At 33.9% G+C, this 242-nt stretch carries 1 protein-coding gene; it reads right to left on the reverse strand.

Annotated features, from left to right (window positions below):
• The coding region (locus tag SB724_RS21575) for a hypothetical protein (RefSeq protein ID WP_410573091.1) at positions 1 to 242 on the reverse strand (242 nt) is incomplete at both ends.

A 242-nucleotide genomic window follows, 5' to 3' on the forward strand; every position in this document is an offset into this window, starting at 1 on the left:
ACCTTTTTCGCCAGGCTCTGTGCCATATATGGCGTTTCACGAGACGAAACCGTGGCTACCGTATCTTTTTTGAATAAAAAATGATACCCATCTTCTTTCTTAATAGAGGTACTGGCACGAAAATCAAGCTTTCCAATTTGGAATTTATCTTTTTTTTCTTCCGAAATATTAATTTTTTCAATTAAAAATACGAGATGTTCGCCACTACCAAGTTTGTTGTATTTAGTAAACCAATCTTTAAT

This window comes from Bacillus sp. SIMBA_031, from assembly GCF_046535225.1.
Classification (GTDB): Bacteria; Bacillota; Bacilli; order Bacillales; family Bacillaceae; genus Bacillus; species Bacillus velezensis.